Genomic DNA, 14424 nt, shown 5'->3' with positions numbered 1-14424 from the left:
GGCAACCTACCGTGACCCCGCTGCGGGGTTGTGCAGGCGCGCGGCCGGGAATCCGGCCGATTGGCACTAGACTTCTGAACCGATGACCTCGCCAGACCCGGATTCGGGGGATACCGCCCCAACGTTTGCCGACCTGCAGATCGACCCTGCAGTGTTGAAGGCAGTCACTGATGTCGGATACGAGACGCCTTCGGCGATCCAGGCCGCGACCATTCCAGCCATGCTCGCGGGCTCCGACGTGGTCGGGCTGGCTCAGACCGGCACCGGCAAGACGGCCGCTTTTGCCATCCCGATCCTGTCCAAGATCGACACCTCAAGCAAGGCCACCCAGGCGCTGGTGCTGGCACCGACTCGTGAGTTGGCATTGCAGGTCGCCGAGGCATTCGGCCGGTACGGCGCGCACCTTCCTGCGGTCAACGTGCTGCCGATCTACGGCGGTGCGTCCTACACCGTGCAGCTGTCCGGGCTGCGTCGCGGCGCCCAGGTCGTGGTGGGCACTCCGGGCCGCGTGATCGACCATCTCGAGCGCGGCACGCTGGATCTGTCGAACCTGGACTACCTGGTGCTCGACGAGGCCGACGAGATGCTCACCATGGGCTTCGCCGAAGAGGTCGAGCGGATCCTCGCCGACACCCCGGAGTACAAGCAGGTGGCGCTGTTCTCGGCCACGATGCCGCCGGCCATCCGCAAGATCACCACCAAGTACCTGCACGATCCGGTCGAGGTCACGGTCAAGGCCAAGACTGCGACCGCCGAGAACATCACCCAGCGGTTCATCCAGGTGGCGGGTGCGCGCAAGTTGGACGCGCTGACGCGGGTGCTCGAGGTCGAAGAGGGCGACGCGATGATCGTGTTCGTCCGCACCAAGCAGGCCACCGAGGAGGTCGCCGAGCGGCTCAAGGCCCGCGGCTTCGCGGCGGCCGCCATCAACGGCGACATCAACCAGTCCCAACGTGAGCGCACCATCAGCGCGCTCAAGGACGGCACGATCGACATTCTGGTCGCCACCGACGTCGCCGCCCGCGGTCTGGACGTCGAGCGCATCTCCCATGTCGTCAACTACGACATCCCGCATGACACCGAGTCGTACGTGCACCGCATCGGCCGCACCGGCCGGGCCGGTCGCTCAGGGCACGCCCTGCTGTTCGTCACCCCGCGCGAACGGCACCTGCTCAAGTCGATCGAGAAGCACACCCGGTCGAAGGTCATCGAGGCCGAGCTGCCCAGCGTCGACGACGTCAACGCGCAGCGCGTGGCCAAGTTCCGTGATTCCATCACCGACTCGCTCAATGGTCCGGGCCTGGAATTGTTCCGCCGGATCATCGAGGACTTCGAGCGCGAGAACGACGTGCCGATGGTCGACATCGCCGCCGCGCTGGCGCTGCAGTCGCGTAACGGCGAAGAGTTCCTGATGACCGAGCCGCCGCCGGAGAAGCGCCGGGAGCGCGATCGCGACGATCGGGGCGAGCGGCCTGCTCGCAAGGAGCGTCCGCCGCGTGAGGGCCTGGCAACGTACCGGATCTCGGTGGGCAAGCGGCACAAGGTGGGTCCCGGCCACATCGTCGGCGCGATCGCCAACGAAGGCGGCCTGCATCGCAACGAGTTCGGCCACATCACCATCCGTGGTGATTATTCGCTCGTGGAGCTGCCGGAGAAGCTGCCGAGCAAGACGCTCAAGGCGCTGGAGAACACCCGGATCTCGGGCATGCTGATCAATCTGGAGCGGGAGCGCGGTGAGCGCGCCGACCATAGTGACCGTGGGCCGCGCCGTGAGTACAAGGGCCGTTCCGAACACCGCGACCGCTCGGGGAAGCCGCACCGGAAGACCAAGTGACGGTCTCCAGAAGCGTGAAGGGGCCGTCGGATCAAGGTGGCCTCGAGTCGGTAGACAACGTGGTCTCCGGGGCTTCTGGGTCCACGCGGGTCGCGTCGCTGACCGGGATCCGTGCGGTGGCCGCCATTCTGGTGGTGCTGACCCACGCGGCGTACACGACCGGCAAGTATGGGCAGGGCTATCTCGGGCTGGTGTATTCGCGGGCCGAGATCGGTGTGCCGATCTTCTTCGTGCTGAGCGGTTTCCTGCTGTTCCGACCGTGGGTGCGGGCTGCCGCCTCCGGCGACATCGGGCGGGGCAAGTCCCCGTCCGTCCGCCGCTACGCCTGGCACCGGGTGCGACGGATCATGCCGGCCTATGTGGTCACGGTGCTGCTCGCCTACCTGCTCTACCACTTCCGGACGGCGGGCCCCAATCCCGGGCACACCTGGATGGGTCTGTTCCGCAATCTGACGTTGTCTCAGATCTATACGGACAACTACCTGTTCTCCTACCTGCATCAGGGGTTGACCCAGATGTGGAGCCTGGCGGTGGAAGCGGCGTTCTACGTCGCGTTGCCGCTGGTGGCCTATCTGCTGCTGGTGGTGTTGTGCCGGCGGCGTTGGCGCCCGGGCCTGTTGTTCTTCGGCCTGGCCTCGTTGGCGGCGATGTCTCCGCTGTGGCTGTGGATCGTGCACGATTCCACGGGTCTGCCCGACGGTGCCCGGTTGTGGCTGCCCACGTACATGGCCTGGTTCGTGGCGGGTATGGCATTGACCGTGCTGAGCCAGCTCAAGGTGCGTGGCTACGGAATGGTGTGCGTGCCGTTGGCGGTGGTGTGTTACTTCATCGCGTCGACGCCGCTCGCGGGGGAGCCGACCACGTCGCCGGCCAAGCTGAGCGAGGCGTTGGCCAAGACGTTCTTCTATGCGGTGATCGCGGCTCTGCTGGTGGCTCCGCCGGCTTTGGGCGACCGAGGTTGGTACAGCCGGTTCCTGGCGTCGCGCCCGATGGTCTTCCTCGGTGAGATCTCCTACGAGATCTTCCTGATCCACCTGATGATCATGGAGTTGGTGATGGTCGAGGTGATGCGCGATCCGGTCTACACGGGGTCGATGTTCAACCTGTTCGTGCTCACCATGGTGTTCACCATCCCGGCCGCCTGGTTGCTGCACCGGTTCACGCGCGTCCGCTCCTGATCTTTTAGTTAGGGTAAGCTTACCTAATAAGAAGGTTCACAGGAGGTACGCATGGCCGAGCAGAAGGCGTCGCGCGGGCTCGAGGGGGCCCTGGTCAAACTCTGGCGGGGCGGTGACTACGAGCTGACGGTCTCGGGCCGTACCGAGCTCACGCCGAACTACCTCCGACTTCACTTCAAAGCGGAAAAACTGCTCGCTGAGCATCGGGTTCATCCGACGATGTGGGTGCGGGGCTGGTTTCCCGACGACGGCAAGGCTCATCAGCGCGGCTACACCCTGGTCAACGCCGATCCGCACGCCGGCACCGTGGACATCGATTTCGCCATGCACGACGGCATCGCCACCCGCTGGGCCCGTGCGGCCCAGCCCGGCGACGTCCTGGACGTGACGGTCCTCGGCAGCAATTTCGCCCTACCCGAGCCGGCACCGGCCGGTTATGTGATCGTCGGTGACACGGCGTCGCTTCCCGCGATCAACTCACTGTTGGACGCGATCGGGGATACCCCGGCCTGGGTCTTCCTGGAGGCCGGATATGACGACGACCGCGAGCTGCCGGTCACCGGTGGCGCGGAGATCATCTGGGTGGACCGGGCGGAAGAGGATCTGCTGGCGACCGTCAGCGCGTCGGCCTTTGACGCCTCGGACCATTTCGGTTGGGTCGCATGCAACAACCGCACCACCCGGGCCGTGGCACGGGTCTTCCGCGAGGAATACGGGATCCCGCGCAAGTCCATCAAGGCGCAGGCCTACTGGGTGGCCTGACGCCGCCCGGCCTCACACCGTCAAAGCACTGTCTGAATCGGGGCGGGCGTCTCGGCGATCTGGTCGAGCACCCGAACGTTGTGGGCCACATCGCGACTCTCGCGCGCGGCGATCTCCTTGATCGCCAGATCGAAGGCGCCGACCAGGCTGGGTGGGTCGAACACGGCCTGCGCCTGCCGGCTCACCTGGAGGTCTCGGGCCCAGATCGTCGGTGGCCGCGCGAATCCGGGTTCCAACGCCAGCACCGTGGCGAACCGCCATGCGCTGTCACGCAGGGAGCGGATCGCCTCGTTCAGGACGAAGATCTGATGCTGTTGGAGCACGGCATAGATGTCGGCCAGCGCCGGTGACAGCTCGTTGATGTCGTTGACCACCCCGGCGATCTGGCTCGCCAGCACGGCGTTGATGGTGTCGAAGTCCTTGTGCAGCGACGGTAGCCGGCCTGCTCCCACGAGACCCTGTACCGCGATGCCGAGGTCGAGGACGATGTGGGCGGTGACGCCGGCGAGCATGTGCTGCACCAGGATCGGTGCGGGTTTGTCGGCCCACTCGAAGGTGGCCCGCCAGGACCGGGTGGGTTTCGGGTACCGGTCCGGGTGGAAGTAGCCGTTGAGCGCATCGAAGTAGCGCTGTGCGAACGCCGCGTCGAGCCGGTCCATCCGTGGACCGTCCTCGAATGTGCCGGCGTCGACCGCGGTGCCTACTGCGATGGTGATCCTTTTGTACAGGGCGGCGAAATAGCCCAGCCGACTTGACGTTTCCACAGCCCAATCGGTGACCGTGTCGATGGCCGAGACAACCTCGGCAATGCTGGTGACCGCCGGGAGCGGCGGCAGTGGCGTCGGGTGGCTGGCCATAATCGAAAGTATGGGGCAGGTTCGCCCTGCGTGCCGGGCAATCGGCTACTGTGCGCGCAGTCCTGACGGGATCACCAGCGGGGCGACGAACTCGGCCAGCATGGTCCGCTCGTCCGCCTCGTCGACGCCGGGGAAGACCAGCAGCGACACCATGACGCGCACCAGCCACCTGGCGCGGCGGCCCACGACGTCGTCGCGCTGCCCCGTTTCGCCGGCGAGTGAACGCACGAAGCCTTCCACCAACGCGCGGATCACCTCGGAGTGTTCGGCCATCTCGCCGCCGATCGGCGGTTGAGCGGTGGCGAACCACGACGACAGCGCCGGGCTGACACGCACTGCCCGCAGCGCGGTGATCACGCCCTCGATCAGGCGCTGCGCCGGATCGGTGACCGTGGCCACCTGTTCGCTGACCTCTTCGTACAGCCGACGTGCCTCGCGGTGCACATAGGCGGTGTAGAGCGCCTCGCGGTTCTCGAAATAGCGGTACAGCGTGGCGCGGGAACATCCTGCGGCGGCGGCTATCTCGTGCATGCCGACGGTCGCCGCGTTCTGCTGGGTGAACAGCGAGTCGGCGGCGTCGAGGATGTGGTCGGCGGCCACTTCGGACCGCCGGGCCGACAACCAGTCGCGGGGCATCAGGCCCCGGCTCGGAACGGCACGGAGAACGGCCGTCGCACATAGCTGCCGCCGGCCCAGACCACCGCGTCCAGGTCGACCTCGAAACCGGGGTAGCGGGAGAGCAATTCGGTCAGTGCCACCCGGGACTGCATGCGGGCAGCTGCTGCGCCGAGGCAGAAGTGTGCACCGTGGCTGAAGGTCAGGATGTTGCGCGGGGCGCGTCGCACGTCGAGTTCGGCTGCGTTCTCACCGAATTCACGCTCGTCGCGGTTGCCCGAGCCGTACAGCAACAGCGTCTTGCGCCCGGCCGGGATGGTGGTGTCGCCGATGGTGACGTCGCGGGTGGTGGTGCGGGCCAGACCCTGCACCGGGGAGGTCAGCCGCAGGAACTCGTCGACAGCTTCCGGGATCAGTTCGGGGTCGTCGATCAGAAGTTGACGCTGATCGGGCCGCTGCTGCAGGAGTTGCACTGCGCCGCCCAACATTCCGGTGGTGGTGTCGTTGCCGCCGGTGACCATGGTGAACGTGAAGGCCAGAATCGACAGCACGCCGGCGATGTCGCCGTCCGCACCGACGCCGGCGGCCACCAGGTGCGAGATGGTGTCGTCGCCGGGCTCGCGGCGGCGTCGTTCGATGAGCTCGGAGAAGTAGCCCATCATCGAGGCCACTGCAGCCCCGGCGGTGCCCATCGCCGCCGTGATACCGCCGGCCGAGCTGTTGGCCGCGACGATGGCGTCTGTCCAGCCGTCGAACTGGTCCCGGTCTGCCTCGGGCACCCCGAGGTAGTGCGCGACGACCATCGAGGGCAGCGGCTTGAACAACTCGGCGGCGATATCCCCGCCGCCATTCGAGCGCAACCCCTCGAGGCGCTCGATGACGAATTCCCGCACCTTGGGCTCCACCGCTTCCACCTGACGCGGGGTGAACCCGCGCGAGACCAGCTTGCGGAACTCGGTGTGCACCGGTGGATCCTGCATGACGAACGGCGGGTTGTCGGCGAGCCCGATCATGTCCAGCTCTCCGTAGGTGACCGTCAGGCCCTGCGCCGAGGAGAAGGTCTCGTGGTCCCGGGCGGCCGCCCAGATGTCGGCGTGCCGGGAGAGCACGTAGTAGTCGTGCTCCGGCGACTCCTCGGGCACGACGTGGTGCACGGGATCGTGGTCGCGCAGAGCGGCGTACATCGGCCACGGATTGGGCCAGGTGTCGGCGTCGGCGGGAACGAACCGGGCGGAGCTGTGAGACAAAGTCGCTGCCATGTCTTATTCGTACGACAGTCGTGGCATCTGTGTCAATAGTCGGACCCGCATTAGGCTCGGGCGTGATGAACACCCCTGGCACGCCGCAGCTACCTGCCCAGACGCCGACGTGTTACCGGCATCCGGACCGTCCCACCTATGTGAGCTGCACCCGCTGCGGGCGCCCTGTCTGCCCCGAGTGCATGCGCTCGGCGGCCGTCGGCCATCAGTGTGTGGAGTGCGTCAACGAGGGCGCCAGGTCGGTGCGGGCCGAGCGCACGCAGTTCGGCGGGGTGGCCCGGGCCGGGGCGCCGATCCTGACCTACGCGCTGATCGCGGTGAACGTCGTGATGTTCGTGCTGCAGATGGCCTCGGGGGATCGGGTCACCGAGGAGCTGACGTTGTGGGCCCCGGGGATCGCGGTCTACGACCAGTACTACCGGCTGGTGACCTCGGCTTTTCTGCACTACGGCGTGATGCACCTGTTGTTCAACATGTGGGCCCTCTACGTGGTGGGTCCGCCGCTGGAGCAGTGGCTGGGCCGGCTGCGATACGGGGCGTTGTATGCGCTCAGCGCGCTGGGCGGTTCGGTACTGGTGTACCTGCTCACGCCGGTCAACGTCCCGACCGCCGGCGCATCCGGGGCGATCTTCGGCCTGTTCGGTGCGATCTTCGTGGTGGCCCGCAAGCTCCAACTCGACGTCCGCATGATCGCTGCCGTCGTCATCATCAACTTGGTGTTCACCTTCGCCGGGCCCGCATTGGGAACCGGGGCGATCAGCTGGCAGGGCCACATCGGCGGCCTGATCACGGGTGCGGGTATCGCCGCCGCTTACGTGTACGCCCCGGGCGCGCGTCGAAATGCCATCCAGGCCGGGGTCTCGGTGGCGGTGCTACTGGTATTCCTTGCGTTGATCGCCTGGCGCACAAGCCATCTGCTGACGATGTTCGCAGCGGCCTGAGTCCGGGCTAGATCGCTGCGCCGGGGTTGAGGATGTTGTGTGGGTCCAGCGCCCGCTTGATCCGGTGATTGAGTTCCATGGCGTCCGGGCCGATCTGGCCGGCCAGCCACGGTTGCTTGAGCCGGCCCACGCCGTGCTCACCGGTGATGGTGCCACCCAGGCCGATCGCGAGGTCCATGATCTCGCCGAACGCCAGCTGAGCCCGCTGCGCCTCATCGGCGTCGGCCGGGTCGAACACGATCAGCGGGTGGGTGTTGCCGTCACCGGCATGGGCGATCACCGAGATCAGCAGTCGCCGCTGGGCCGCGATCTCGGCCACCCCGCTGACCAGGTCTGCCAGTGCGGGCAGCGGCACACCGACATCCTCCAGCAGCAGTGAGCCCTTGGCCTCGACGGCCGGGATGGCGAAACGGCGGGCGGCCACGAAGGCCTCACCCTCGTCCGGATCGGACGTCGAGAACACCTCGGTGGCACCGCATTCAGTGAACACCTGGGCCATGAACGCGGCGTCGTCGGCGCCCGCGGCACCGCGATCGTCGGAGGCGGCCACCATCATCGCCGCGGCGTTGCGGTCGAGGCCCATCTTGAGCTTGTCCTCGACGGCGTTGATCGCCACGGAGTCCATGAACTCCAGCATGGACGGCCGGATCTTGCCGGTGATCTTCACGACCGAGTTCGACGCGGCTTCCACGGAATCGAACGTGGCCACCACGGTGCACGGGGAGTGCTGCGGGGGTAGCAGCCGCAGCGTCGCCTCGGTGACTATTCCCAGCGTCCCCTCGCTGCCGACGAACAGCTTCGTCAGGCTCAGGCCCGCAACGTCTTTCAAGCGCGGGCCGCCCAGCCGTACCGCGGTGCCGTCGGCCAGCACCACCTGCAGCCCGAGCACGTAGTCGGTGGTGACGCCGTACTTGACGCAGCACAGCCCGCCCGCATTGGTCGCGACATTGCCGCCGATGCTGCAGATCTCGAACGACGACGGGTCGGGCGGATACCACAGCCCGTGTGCGGCAACGGCTTTCTTCACCTCGGCGTTGAGCAGGCCGGGCTGCACGACAGCGGTGCGGGTGACCGGGTCGACGGTGATGTCACGCATCTTCTCGGTGGACAACACGATCCCGCCGTTCAGCGCGGTCGCGCCGCCCGACAACCCGGTCCCTGCGCCACGCGGGACGACCGTCACCCGGTGCTCGCCGGCCCAACGCAGCACGGTCTGGACTTCCTCGGTGCGGGTCGGCCGAACCACCGCCAGCGGGGTGCCCGCCGCCGGATCGGCAGCCCGGTCCTGGCGGTAGGAGGCCAGGATGTCGGGGTCGGTGACCACGACCCCCTCGGGCAGTTCGGCGATCAACTTCGACAGCGCGGATTCCACACCGGAATCGTAGTTCGGGCCGTTCACTCTGCGGTGAGGGCGCTGATCACCTGCAGTTTCTCACCGTGGGCGCAGAGTCAATGCTGACGACCGGAGTCCAAGGCGCGCAGTGCCGGCAGGAAGACCGCGACCAGACCCAGCAGCAGCATCGGCAGGGACAGGGCCAGGAACGTCGCGTGCAGGCCGGCGGCGTCGGCCAGCGGTCCGGCCAGGATCAGGCCGAGCGGGCCGGCGGCGTAGGCCAGTGAACCCATCACCCCGACCACGCGGCCGCGCAGGTGCTGCGGGGCGGTGGTCTGCATGACGTAGTTGTAGATGGGCGCGATCGGCCCGTAGACGAACCCGACGATCGCGCACAGCACCAGGATCAGTGGAAGCGGTGGCAGGAACGCGATGACCGTCATCGCCACGCCGAGCGTGATCACCGCGGTCAGCATGGTGGCCCGTCGGCTCATGTACGGTGCCCGATTGACCGCCCGCGGTCGTGACAGCACCGCGTAGCCGAGCGCCCCCAGCAACCCGCCGATGCTCAGCGCCATCAGTACCCAGCCCAGTTCGGTGGGTTCGTTGCGGTCGGTGAAGTATTTCGGGAAAAGGACCGATTCCATGGGCATGTACAGCCCGGTGGCCACCAGGTCGACGATCGCGAGGGTGCGCAATACCGGTGTGTGCCAGACGAATCGAAGCCCTTCGACGATGCCCGCGAGGACGCCTTCGGTCAGCATGGAGCGGTCCGGCGTGCCCGCACCTTCGAGCCGCAGGATCGAGATGGCCAGGATCGAACAGCAGAACGCCCCGGCGGTCACCCACATCGTGTTGATTCCACCGATGGTGGCGATCAACAGGCCGCCGATGCCTGGACCGACGATGTAGGCCAGGTTGAACACCGCCTCGTACACGGAGTTGGCGTGGTCCAACGTCCACCCCGCGCGGCCGGCGGCCTCGGGCAGCATGGTCTCGCGGGCCGTCATCCCGGCCGGGTCGAAGAAGGCGCCCAACGCGGCCAGGACAGCCAGCACCGCGACATTCACCGCGTCCACCCCGAAGGTCAGGGCCAGCGTCGGAACCGCCGCCACAGACAGGGCCGACAGTAGATCGGAGATCATCGAGACGCGCCGCCGGCCCAGATAGTCCACGGCTGCCCCGGCGATCAGCGTGGCGATCAGCAGCGGCAGGGTCCCGGCCATCGCCACGATCGACGCGTCGAGCGCGGAACCGTTGCGCTGCAACACCAGCCAGGGGAACGCGACGATCGTGATGCCATTGCCCGCCCCGGCCATCAGCGCGGCGAACAGGATCAGCAGCAGTGGGCCGCGCTTGGTGTCGGTCATGGCTATCGCGGCCGAATCTAGCAGCGTGCCCGCACCCGTCGCGACGGAATTTCGGGCACAGTGAGCTGATGGAGCTCGCTCATCCAAGGACCGGAGAACTGTTCACGTCCCCGGTACCGCCAGGCTCGGGCTGGCCCGGTGATCCGGCCACCCCATCCACTCCGGTGGCGAAGACCGCCGCGCAGGTGCGGCGGCTGGCGGCCGGGGCCGGGTCGGTGGACGAGCTGGACGCGCTGATCTCGGTGTGCCGGGCCTGCCCCCGGTTGGTCACCTGGCGCGAAGAGGTCGCGATCGCCAAGCGGAAATCTTTTGCCGATCAACCATATTGGGGTCGCCCGGCGACGGGGTTCGGTTCGGAGCAGCCGCGGATCTTCATCGTCGGGCTGGCGCCTGCCGCGCAGGGCGCCAACCGCACCGGCAGGGTGTTCACCGGCGACCGCTCGGGGGATTTCCTGTTCGCCGCGCTGCACCGGACCGGTCTGGCGAACCAGGCCGAGAGCGTCGACGCCGCCGACGGTCTGCAGTTGAGCGGCACCCGGATGGCGGCCGCGGTGCGCTGCGCTCCTCCGGCGAATGCGCCCACACCGGCCGAGCGGGCCACCTGCGCGCCATGGCTGCAGGCCGAATGGCGGCTGGCCGGACCGTCGGTGCGCGTGGTCATCGCATTGGGCGGCTTTGCCTGGCGGGCGGCGCTGGAGTTGATCGGGGATCGCCCCAAACCCGCCCCAAAGTTCGGCCACGGTGCAACGGCGTCGCTGACCTCGGCGTTCGGCCCGGTCACGCTTCTCGGATGCTTCCACCCCAGCCAGCAGAACACCTTCACCGGCCGGCTCACGCCTGCCATGCTCGACGACATCTTCGTCACCGCCGAGCACCTGGTGACCGAGGCGGACGGGAACGAACCGGGCCGCTCGTGACGTTGACGCTGTCATGCGGCTTTCTGTCCTCGACCTCGTCCCGGTTCGCACCGACCAGTCCACTGCCGACGCCCTGACGGCCACGACACACCTGGCGCAGACCGCTGACCGGCTCGGATACACCCGCTACTGGCTCGCAGAACACCACAACATGCCCGCGGTGGCCGCCACCAGCCCGCCGGTGCTGATCGCGCATCTCGCCGCGCACACCACGCAACTGCGGCTGGGGTCGGGCGGGGTGATGCTGCCCAACCACGCACCGCTGGCGGTGGCCGAACAGTTCGCGCTGCTGGAGGCCGCCCATCCCGGTCGCATCGATCTAGGCATCGGTCGGGCCCCGGGATCAGACCCGGTCACCTCGCTGGCCCTGCGTGGCGCCGCCGGGCGCGACGATCGCGATATCGAAGCGTTCCCGCAGTACCTCGACGACGTGGTGGCCTTGATGAGTGCGCGCGGTGTCCGCGTGCCGTTGCCGCGCGACCTGATGCGGGAGAACTACGTGCTCAAGGCGACGCCCGTCGCGGTCACCGAACCCCGGATGTGGCTGCTCGGCTCGTCGATGTACTCAGCGCACCTGGCCGCGGCCAAGGGGCTGCCGTACGTCTTCGCCCACCATTTCTCCGGGCACGGCACCGCCGAGGCGCTGGCCGTCTACCGCGACGAGTTCCAGCCCAGCGATCTGGCGTCCGAGCCGGTGACCTTCCTGACTGTCAACGCCTCGGTGGCAGAGACGAGCGAAGAGGCCAGGGCCCTGCTCCTGCCGCAATTACAGATGATGGGCCGGCTGCGCACCGGCCAGCCGTTCGGCGCTCTCGATCTCGTCGAGGACGCCGAGGCGACGACCATGACCCCGCAGGCGCAGGCCGTTGTGGCCTCCGGGCTCGCGCGCGCCGTGGTCGGTTCACCTACCGAGGCGGCAGAGCAGGTCCGGGCCTTGGCCGAGGAATTCGACGTCGACGAGGTGATGGTCAACCCCGTGGGCTCGGCTCGTCGCGGCGCCGATCCGACGACCGCGACGGCCCGTGACACCACCCTGGAACTGCTGGCCAAGGAGCTGTTCTAGGGGCTCAGCACGATCACCGGGATCGGACGTGACGTCCGCTTCTGGTACCCCTTGTAACGGTCCTTGTTGCCCGGCATCGCGTTGACGATCTCCCACAGCCGCGGGTAGTCGGGCTCATCGGGCATCACCGGCGTGGCCGTCACACCGAATCGCTTGGGGCCGACGTTGATCTCGACCTGCGGATTTGCCTTCAGGTTGTGGTACCAGCCGGGTGCCGTCGGTTCACCACCCTTCGACGCCACGACGAGGTAGTTATCGCCGTCTTTTGCGTAGGTCAGCGAATTCGCGCGCTGCAGACCGGTTTTGGCACCCACCGTATGCAGGATCAGGGCGGTCGGACCGCCTGGGATGTGATGGCCGATCCGGCCGTCGGTGGCCTTGTAGACCTTGTCGTGCAGCAACAGCAACGGGAGGCCGATATACCGCTCCCACCAGGGCATGCTCATGGGCTCAATCCTGCGCGGATTCGTCGAGCTCCGCCAACGCTGCACGTAACAGGCGTCCCGATTCCTCGCGGTCCGGATCGCGGCGCACCATCATGCCCTTGACGAAGGACAGCTTGTCGCCGGTTTGGCGCGGCACGACGTGCAGATGGATGTGGAACACGCTCTGGAAGGCGGCTTTGCCGTCATTGATCACGATGTTGTTGCCGTCGGCGTGCAGTCCGGATCGGCGGGCTGCACGCGCGATGCGTTGACCGATGCGGGCCATCTCCGCCACGGTCTCGGCCGGCGTATCCGTCAGGTCGACGCTGTGCCGCTTCGGGATCACCAGGGTGTGTCCTCGGGTGAACGGCCTGATGTCGAGGACGCCCAGGTAGTTGTCGTCCTCGTAGATGCGGATGGCGGGGGCATCACCTGCGGCGATGGCGCAGAACACGCAAGACATCCCGCCACGTTAGCCGCCGGCGGTGGCCGCCCATTCGGCGACGCGTCGTTCACGTTCGGCCGGCGTGAGGTCTTCGACGCGGGTCATCACGGTCCAGCGCAGACCGAACGGGTCGAGGACGGACGCGAACCGGTCACCGGTGACGAACGTCTGCGCAGGTTCGCGGATGGTCGCCCCGGCTTTCTCCGCGCGGGTCACCACGTCATCGACGTCGGGGCAGTACAGCCCCATCGAATAGGTTGCCGGGGCGCCTGGTGCGGGAGCGGCGATCTGAAAGGCCTCCTGCGGGTCGCCGAGTTGCAGTCGACCGTTGCCGAAATCCAGCTCGGCATGCGAGACGGTGCCATCAGCGCCGTCCATCCGCTCGACGACCGTGGCACCGAACACGTTCTGGTAGAAAGCGATCGCGTCGGCAGCGCCGTCGACGCAGATGAACGGGGTCAGGCTCGTGTAGCCCTCCGGAATCGGTGTGACACTCATGTCGACCAGTTTCGTAGGCTGGGGTCAATGCCGGCTTGGAAAAACGCGTCACAGCAGAACGCGCCGATGCGCGGCGTGGTCGGCCGTGCGGGCAGTGCCTCGGCATTCGACCTTCAGCGGTGGGCGCCGTCGGAGGCGGCTGCGAGCTTCGTCGAGCACTTCTGGTCGGTGACCTGGGACCGGCATGAGGCAGGTCCATTCGAGAGCACGGTGATCACCTTCCCTGCCATGCATCTCACCCACGAGTGGGGCGATGATGTTGTGCGCCATGGGCATCGGCTGCCCGCCACGTTGCTGCACGGGGTGGTGCCCGAGGTTTTCCGCATCACGATCAGCGGTCGGGGTGGTGTGGTTGGGGCGCGATTTCGTCCCGGTGGTTTCGTTGGCCGTTTCGGTGGGGACGCTGCGGCGCTCACCGGCCGCGTAGTGCCGGTGGACGACGGGTTGTTGGGCGCACCGGATCTGGACGAGGCGATCGGTGCGATGGCCGGTGAGCCCGACCCGACCTACCGGGCGCTCTGCCCGTTGATCGACCGGATGCGTGACGACGCGACATTGCAGCGGGTGGAGCAGGTCATGGAGCTCTCGCCGTGGAGTACGCGAACCACGCAGCGGGTGTTCCGGCGCTATGTCGGGGTGACGATCAAATGGGTACTGTGCCGATATCGGCTGCAGCAGGCGGCTTTGGAGATCGAGACCGTGCCCGGAGTCGACTTCGCTGATCTGGCAGTACGACTCGGCTGGTATGACCAGGCCCATTTCATCAACGACTTTCGGTCCATGCTGGGCAGCACGCCGGGGGAGTACGCCGCTCAGAACGCGGCCGAGCCCACCGAAGGTTGATCGCTCTTCTCAGAAGGGTGGTGGTGGTCCGTTTTCTTCGGCGAGCCAGGCTTGGTAGTCGCGTTCGTAGGCGAGGTCGTTGTT

The 14424-nt window shown here is 67.3% G+C and carries 15 protein-coding genes; 7 read left to right on the top strand and 8 right to left on the bottom strand.

Translation table 11 applies throughout. The features are described 5' to 3' along the window. Positions 1 to 82 precede the first annotated feature (82 nt). The 3 genes from A5779_RS26410 to A5779_RS26400 are packed head-to-tail and all read left to right on the top strand — an operon-like array spanning position 83 to position 3774. On the top strand, positions 83 to 1834 hold the full coding sequence (locus A5779_RS26410; protein ID WP_064886683.1) for a DEAD/DEAH box helicase: 1752 nt from the start codon (positions 83 to 85) through the stop codon (positions 1832 to 1834). Then, positions 1831 to 3012 (top strand): acyltransferase family protein, encoded by a 1182-nt coding sequence (locus A5779_RS26405; protein ID WP_064886682.1) that lies wholly within the window; start codon positions 1831 to 1833, stop codon positions 3010 to 3012. The genes A5779_RS26410 and A5779_RS26405 overlap by 4 nt, the downstream gene beginning before the upstream one ends. A gap of 51 nt (positions 3013 to 3063) precedes the next feature. Further along, positions 3064 to 3774 carry a siderophore-interacting protein gene (locus tag A5779_RS26400; RefSeq protein WP_064886681.1) on the top strand — a complete coding sequence of 237 codons (711 nt, stop codon included), beginning with the start codon at positions 3064 to 3066 and terminating at the stop codon, positions 3772 to 3774. A gap of 20 nt (positions 3775 to 3794) precedes the next feature. Here the strand turns inward: A5779_RS26400 and A5779_RS26395 are convergent, their stop codons facing one another. The 3 genes from A5779_RS26395 to A5779_RS26385 are packed head-to-tail and all read right to left on the bottom strand — an operon-like array spanning position 3795 to position 6505. Next, a complete protein-coding gene (locus tag A5779_RS26395) occupies positions 3795 to 4631 on the bottom strand; it encodes a DUF5995 family protein (protein WP_064886680.1) in 837 nt (278 codons plus the stop codon). Between the two features lie 45 nt (positions 4632 to 4676). Further along, a complete protein-coding gene (locus A5779_RS26390) occupies positions 4677 to 5267 on the bottom strand; it encodes a TetR/AcrR family transcriptional regulator (protein WP_064886679.1) in 591 nt (196 codons plus the stop codon). Next, entirely contained in the window at positions 5267 to 6505 is a 1239-nt protein-coding gene (locus A5779_RS26385; RefSeq protein ID WP_064886678.1) for a cytochrome P450, read from the bottom strand. The genes A5779_RS26390 and A5779_RS26385 overlap by 1 nt, the downstream gene beginning before the upstream one ends. A gap of 65 nt (positions 6506 to 6570) precedes the next feature. On the opposite strand from A5779_RS26385, the gene A5779_RS26380 reads away from it, so the two are divergent. After that, positions 6571 to 7446: a rhomboid family intramembrane serine protease gene (locus tag A5779_RS26380; protein WP_082941861.1), complete on the top strand. Its 876-nt coding sequence runs from the start codon at positions 6571 to 6573 to the stop codon at positions 7444 to 7446. A 7-nt stretch (positions 7447 to 7453) separates the two neighbouring features. Here A5779_RS26380 and A5779_RS26375 read toward each other — a convergent pair whose 3' ends face one another. Both A5779_RS26375 and tap read right to left on the bottom strand, forming a co-directional pair. Next, positions 7454 to 8818 carry an FAD-binding oxidoreductase gene (locus A5779_RS26375; RefSeq protein WP_064886711.1) on the bottom strand — a complete coding sequence of 455 codons (1365 nt, stop codon included), beginning with the start codon at positions 8816 to 8818 and terminating at the stop codon, positions 7454 to 7456. 77 nt (positions 8819 to 8895) lie between these two features. After that, entirely contained in the window at positions 8896 to 10149 is a 1254-nt protein-coding gene (gene tap / locus A5779_RS26370) for a multidrug efflux MFS transporter Tap (RefSeq protein ID WP_064886676.1), read from the bottom strand. 68 nt (positions 10150 to 10217) lie between these two features. Between tap and A5779_RS26365 the strand changes: the two genes are divergently transcribed. Beyond that, the gene (locus tag A5779_RS26365) at positions 10218 to 11066 is read left to right on the top strand and encodes a uracil-DNA glycosylase (RefSeq protein WP_064886675.1); all 849 of its coding nucleotides are present in this window, start codon (positions 10218 to 10220) and stop codon (positions 11064 to 11066) included. A 13-nt stretch (positions 11067 to 11079) separates the two neighbouring features. Then, positions 11080 to 12129, top strand: a complete 1050-nt coding sequence (locus A5779_RS26360; RefSeq protein ID WP_064886674.1) for an LLM class flavin-dependent oxidoreductase — start codon at positions 11080 to 11082, stop codon at positions 12127 to 12129. Here the strand turns inward: A5779_RS26360 and A5779_RS26355 are convergent. From A5779_RS26355 to A5779_RS26345, 3 genes are read right to left on the bottom strand one after another with little or no spacing between them, the layout of a single operon-like run. Then, positions 12126 to 12569: a nitroreductase family deazaflavin-dependent oxidoreductase gene (locus A5779_RS26355; protein WP_064886710.1), complete on the bottom strand. Its 444-nt coding sequence runs from the start codon at positions 12567 to 12569 to the stop codon at positions 12126 to 12128. The two genes, A5779_RS26360 and A5779_RS26355, sit on opposite strands and share 4 nt — an antisense overlap. Before the next feature lie 10 nt (positions 12570 to 12579). Beyond that, complete coding sequence (locus tag A5779_RS26350; protein WP_064886673.1) at positions 12580 to 13017, bottom strand: HIT family protein; 438 nt, start codon at positions 13015 to 13017, stop codon at positions 12580 to 12582. Between the two features lie 9 nt (positions 13018 to 13026). Further along, entirely contained in the window at positions 13027 to 13497 is a 471-nt protein-coding gene (locus A5779_RS26345; protein ID WP_064886672.1) for a VOC family protein, read from the bottom strand. A 27-nt stretch (positions 13498 to 13524) separates the two neighbouring features. On the opposite strand from A5779_RS26345, the gene A5779_RS26340 reads away from it, so the two are divergent. Continuing rightward, on the top strand, positions 13525 to 14340 hold the full coding sequence (locus A5779_RS26340) for an AraC family transcriptional regulator (protein ID WP_064886671.1): 816 nt from the start codon (positions 13525 to 13527) through the stop codon (positions 14338 to 14340). Positions 14341 to 14424: the final 84 nt, after the last annotated feature.

The sequence above is a fragment of the Mycolicibacterium peregrinum genome (genome assembly GCF_001665625.1).
Classification (GTDB): Bacteria; Actinomycetota; Actinomycetes; order Mycobacteriales; family Mycobacteriaceae; genus Mycobacterium; species Mycobacterium peregrinum_B.
Note: the sequence above shows the minus strand (reverse complement) of the source record. Positions and strands in the feature narration are given on the sequence as shown.

Bases quoted from the DNA above. Each gene is read 5' to 3' on its own strand.
- A5779_RS26410 (WP_064886683.1), top strand. From the start codon at position 83: ATGACCTCGCCAGACCCGGATTCGGGGGATACCGCCCCAACGTTTGCC.
- A5779_RS26400 (WP_064886681.1), top strand. From the start codon at position 3,064: ATGGCCGAGCAGAAGGCGTCGCGCGGGCTCGAGGGGGCCCTGGTCAAA.
- A5779_RS26395 (WP_064886680.1), bottom strand. From the start codon at position 4,631: ATGGCCAGCCACCCGACGCCACTGCCGCCGCTCCCGGCGGTCACCAGC.
- A5779_RS26390 (WP_064886679.1), bottom strand. From the start codon at position 5,267: ATGCCCCGCGACTGGTTGTCGGCCCGGCGGTCCGAAGTGGCCGCCGAC.
- A5779_RS26385 (WP_064886678.1), bottom strand. From the start codon at position 6,505: ATGGCAGCGACTTTGTCTCACAGCTCCGCCCGGTTCGTTCCCGCCGAC.
- A5779_RS26380 (WP_082941861.1), top strand. From the start codon at position 6,571: ATGAACACCCCTGGCACGCCGCAGCTACCTGCCCAGACGCCGACGTGT.
- tap (WP_064886676.1), bottom strand. From the start codon at position 10,149: ATGACCGACACCAAGCGCGGCCCACTGCTGCTGATCCTGTTCGCCGCG.
- A5779_RS26365 (WP_064886675.1), top strand. From the start codon at position 10,218: ATGGAGCTCGCTCATCCAAGGACCGGAGAACTGTTCACGTCCCCGGTA.
- A5779_RS26360 (WP_064886674.1), top strand. From the start codon at position 11,080: ATGCGGCTTTCTGTCCTCGACCTCGTCCCGGTTCGCACCGACCAGTCC.
- A5779_RS26355 (WP_064886710.1), bottom strand. From the start codon at position 12,569: ATGCCCTGGTGGGAGCGGTATATCGGCCTCCCGTTGCTGTTGCTGCAC.
- A5779_RS26350 (WP_064886673.1), bottom strand. From the start codon at position 13,017: ATGTCTTGCGTGTTCTGCGCCATCGCCGCAGGTGATGCCCCCGCCATC.
- A5779_RS26345 (WP_064886672.1), bottom strand. From the start codon at position 13,497: ATGAGTGTCACACCGATTCCGGAGGGCTACACGAGCCTGACCCCGTTC.
- A5779_RS26340 (WP_064886671.1), top strand. From the start codon at position 13,525: ATGCCGGCTTGGAAAAACGCGTCACAGCAGAACGCGCCGATGCGCGGC.